Source organism: Micromonospora phytophila, from assembly GCF_023656545.1.
Classification (GTDB): domain Bacteria; phylum Actinomycetota; class Actinomycetes; order Mycobacteriales; family Micromonosporaceae; genus Micromonospora; species Micromonospora phytophila.
In genome coordinates, this window is sequence record NZ_JAMOKF010000456.1 from 1 (window position 1) to 3500 (window position 3500).

Sequence of the window (3500 nt, forward strand, 5' to 3'; positions counted from 1 at the left end):
CCGCTGGGCGTCGGCCCGCCGGGAGGAGCCGCGCCGCGACCGGGACCGGGACGGCGACGACGGCTGGCGGGGCGGTTGGGTCGAGCCGGAGGGCGCTCCCGCCCTGCCCGTGGGCGGGGTGCCGGTGCCCGACGAGTGGCGTCCGCCCCGTCAGCGCCAGCCCGAGCCGCAGCGCGTGCACCGGGCGGAACCCGAGCCCGCACGGCACGGTCGCCGGCAGGAGGAGCGGTACGGCTATCCCCCGCAGGACGACGTGCCCCGCGCGGGTGGTGCCCGCCCGGCCGACGACTGGCGCTGACGGTCGGCGGGCCGGTCGACACCCGCACGCCGGGACGCGGCGGGCGGGATCACCCGTGCCGGGTCACTTGTCGATGTCGCCGACGACGAAGAACATCGAGCCGAGGATCGCGATCAGGTCCGGCACCAGGCAGCCGGGGAGCAGGGTGGCCAGGGCCTGCACGTTCGCGTACGAGGCGGTGCGCAGCTTGAGCCGCCACGGGGTCTTCTCGCCGCGCGAGACCAGGTAGTAGCCGTTGATGCCGAGCGGGTTCTCGGTCCAGGCGTAGGTGTGCCCCTCGGGCGCCTTGACCACCTTCGGCAGTCGGGTGTTCACCGGTCCGGTCAGCCGGTCCACCCGGTCCAGGCACTGCTCGGCGAGGTCGAGCGAGGCGTACACCTGGTCGAGCAGCACCTCGAAGCGGGCGTGGCAGTCCCCGGCGGTGCGGGTCACCACCGGCACGTCCAGCTGGTCGTAGGCCAGGTAGGGCTCGTCGCGGCGCAGGTCCAGGTCGAGCCCGGAGGCGCGGGCGACGGGCCCGGACGCGCCGAACGCGGCGGCGTCCGCCGCCGACAGCACCCCGACGCCGACGGTGCGGGCCAGGAAGATCTCGTTGCGCCGGATCAGGTGGTCCAGGTCCGGCAGGCGGCGGCGGACCTCGCCGATCGCGGCCCGGGCCCGACCGGTCCAGCCGGACGGCACCTCCTCCTTGAGCCCGCCCACCCGGTTGAACATGTAGTGGATCCGGCCGCCGGAGACCTCCTCCATCACCGCCTGGATGGTCTCCCGTTCCCGGAAGGCGTAGAAGACCGGGGTGATGGCGCCGATCTCCAGCGGGTACGAGCCGAGGAACATCAGGTGGTTGAGCACCCGGTTCAGCTCCGCGAGGGCCATCCGCAGCCAGGTGGCCCGCTCCGGCACCTCCATGCCCATCAGCCGCTCCACCGCGAGCACCACGCCCAGCTCGTTGGAGAACGCCGAGAGCCAGTCGTGCCGGTTGGCCAGCACGATGATCTGCCGGTAGTCGCGGACCTCGAAGAGCTTCTCCGCGCCCCGGTGCATGTAGCCGACGATCGGCTCGCAGGCCACCACCCGTTCGCCGTCGAGCACCAGCCGGAGCCGGAGCACGCCGTGCGTGGAGGGGTGCTGCGGCCCGATGTTGAGCACCATGTCGGTGCCGAGTTGCTCCCCGCCGGTGCCCGCCACCAGCCCGGCGCCGGTGCCGACGGTCAGTTCGCGGAGGTCGCCGGCGTCGGTGGTCATGCCCGTCATCGTGCCATGAACACCGCGGGGTCGACGCCGACCGGTTGCCGCAGCCACCAGTGGCCGCCCAGCCCGGCCGGGTCGGTCAGCTCGCCCACCGCCGACGCGGCGGCGAGCGCGCGGACGTACCCGGCCGGGTCGGTGGCGGCCAGGCTCAGCGGCGGGCGCCCGCCGTCGGCCCCGAGCGCCCGCAGCGCCTCCCGCTGCGACACCAGGGAGTACGCACACCGGGCGACCGCCGCGCCGGCGGAGGCGACCGAGTCGACGGCGACGTGTGCGGTGACGTCGCAGCTCCCGTCCGGCACCGGCGGCACCTGCCGCCCGCCCCGGTACCCGGTCAACGTCCCGTCGATCGGCCGCTCGTCGCGCAGGTGCCCGTAGTCCACGGCCAACGCCAGCCCCCGGTCGAGTTTTCGCACCGCCTCGGCCCAGGCGTCGTCGCGGGTCCGGCCGATCTCCGCTCTCACCGCCGTAGGGGGTTCCGGGCGGCCCGACCGGCTCCGGGCGGTCAGGCTTGATCCCTCCGCCGATCGGTCTGCCCGGAACCCCGGCCCGGTCGAGCCGGTCCCGTCAGTTCCGGCCGCCGACACCGGCCACCACCGGGCCAGCCAGTCCGCGTCGGCGGGGTCGACCGGTTCACCCACGGTCTCCGCACCGGTGGCCGGGTCGACCAGCAGGTGGCGCCAGCCGTCGGCGGTGGTGGGTACGGCCACGTCGAGCGGCACGTTGTCCAGCCACTCGGTGGCCACCAGCAGCCCGGTGATCCCGGAGGGGATCTCGTCCACCCACCTGATCCGCTCGGGGAGGCCGCCGGGCCGGGCCGCCTTCTCGACGGCGGTGAGGCGTACCCGGGAGGCGAGCGGAACCGGCGCGGAGGGCGCGGGACCGGCGGACGACGGGCCGGACGAGAGCGGGGGCCGGGCGGCGGCCGGGGGAGTCGGGGTTGCCGGGGAGCCCGCCTGCGGAGGGATCAAGCCTGACCGGCCGGAGCGGGCGGGCACCCCGGCAACCCCCAGGGCGGCGGAGAGTGCGCGCAGCAGTTCACCCCGACCCGCTCCCACGTCCACCACGTCCAGCCGGGCCGGGTGGCCGAGGGCGGCGTCGACCTGCTCGACGAGTCGCAGCAGCGCGGCGGCGAAGGCCGGTGACGCGTGCACGCTGGTGCGGAAGTGGTCGGCCGGGCCGGGGCCGGAGACGAAGAATCCGCCCGGCCCGTAGAGCGCCCGGTCCATGGCGACCCGCCAGGGCAGCAGGTCCCCCGGCCGGGTCACCCGCCGACCTCGGGGGAGGGCCAGATCTGCCGCACCGGGTCGGCCGGCCGGAGCGCGTCGAGGTCGGGGGCCGGCCGCCCGGCGCGGGCGGAGATGTCCCGCACCGCCTCCCGGAAGCCGTCGACGCTCTCGCCGAGCTCCATGAACTCGCCCGACACGTGGGTGACCTCGAAGTACAGGTGCCTGTGCTCCGTCAGGGGCAGCACGGCGACGGAGACGTGTTGGATCTCCGACCAGGGCCAGCCGAAGGCGTGCCTGTCGTCCTCCGTCCGGATCCCGACATCGTCCACCACGACCCGCTGCGTCACAGGCGGCACTGTAGCCGTGACCGACCGCCCGCGCCGCCGGGAACGGCCCCCCGCACGGCCGGTGAAGGTTTTCACAGACCCTTGTTTCGGCTCCGTCAGCCCGGCGCATACTTGCGGTCGACCGGTACCCCTTCTCGAGGACTGGATCGTTGCCATGAGCGCACCGCTGCGCCCGCGTTCGGCCGCCCCCCGCGGGGCCGCCGCACCGTCGGGCGGCGCCTCTTCCGGCGCCCCGGTTGTCTTCCCCCGCACCCTCACCGTCGGCGTGATCGGCGCCGGCCGGGTCGGTGCCGTGCTGGGTGCGGCCCTCGCTGCCGCCGGCCACCGCGTGGTCGCCGCCGCGGGCGGCTCCGGCGCCACCCGGGCCCGGATGGCGCTGCT

General features: G+C 75.5%; 3 protein-coding genes and 2 pseudogenes. 2 read left to right on the forward strand and 3 right to left on the reverse strand.

Annotated elements, in window-relative coordinates:
- Positions 1-298, forward strand: a pseudogene (locus NCC78_RS29455) (hypothetical protein); the annotation flags it as partial.
- A gap of 63 nt (positions 299-361) precedes the next feature.
- Here the strand turns inward: NCC78_RS29455 and NCC78_RS29460 are convergent.
- Genes NCC78_RS29460 through NCC78_RS29470 form a run of 3 tightly spaced genes read right to left on the reverse strand, consistent with a single transcriptional unit; the run spans position 362 to position 3119 of the window.
- Positions 362-1549, reverse strand: a complete 1188-nt coding sequence (locus NCC78_RS29460) for an NADH-quinone oxidoreductase subunit D (RefSeq protein ID WP_250798626.1) — start codon at positions 1547-1549, stop codon at positions 362-364.
- On the reverse strand, positions 1546-2772 hold the full coding sequence (locus tag NCC78_RS29465; RefSeq protein WP_250798628.1) for an SAM-dependent methyltransferase: 1227 nt from the start codon (positions 2770-2772) through the stop codon (positions 1546-1548). The genes NCC78_RS29460 and NCC78_RS29465 overlap by 4 nt, the downstream gene beginning before the upstream one ends.
- A gap of 35 nt (positions 2773-2807) precedes the next feature.
- The gene (locus NCC78_RS29470; RefSeq protein WP_250798627.1) at positions 2808-3119 is read right to left on the reverse strand and encodes a hypothetical protein; all 312 of its coding nucleotides are present in this window, start codon (positions 3117-3119) and stop codon (positions 2808-2810) included.
- A gap of 154 nt (positions 3120-3273) precedes the next feature.
- On the opposite strand from NCC78_RS29470, the pseudogene NCC78_RS29475 reads away from it, so the two are divergent.
- Positions 3274-3500: pseudogene (locus tag NCC78_RS29475) on the forward strand (DUF2520 domain-containing protein); the annotation flags it as partial.

Excerpts from the sequence above, each read along its gene's own strand:
- NCC78_RS29460 (WP_250798626.1), bottom strand. The coding sequence starts at position 1,549 with ATGACGGGCATGACCACCGACGCCGGCGACCTCCGCGAACTGACCGTC.
- NCC78_RS29465 (WP_250798628.1), bottom strand. The coding sequence starts at position 2,772 with ATGGACCGGGCGCTCTACGGGCCGGGCGGATTCTTCGTCTCCGGCCCC.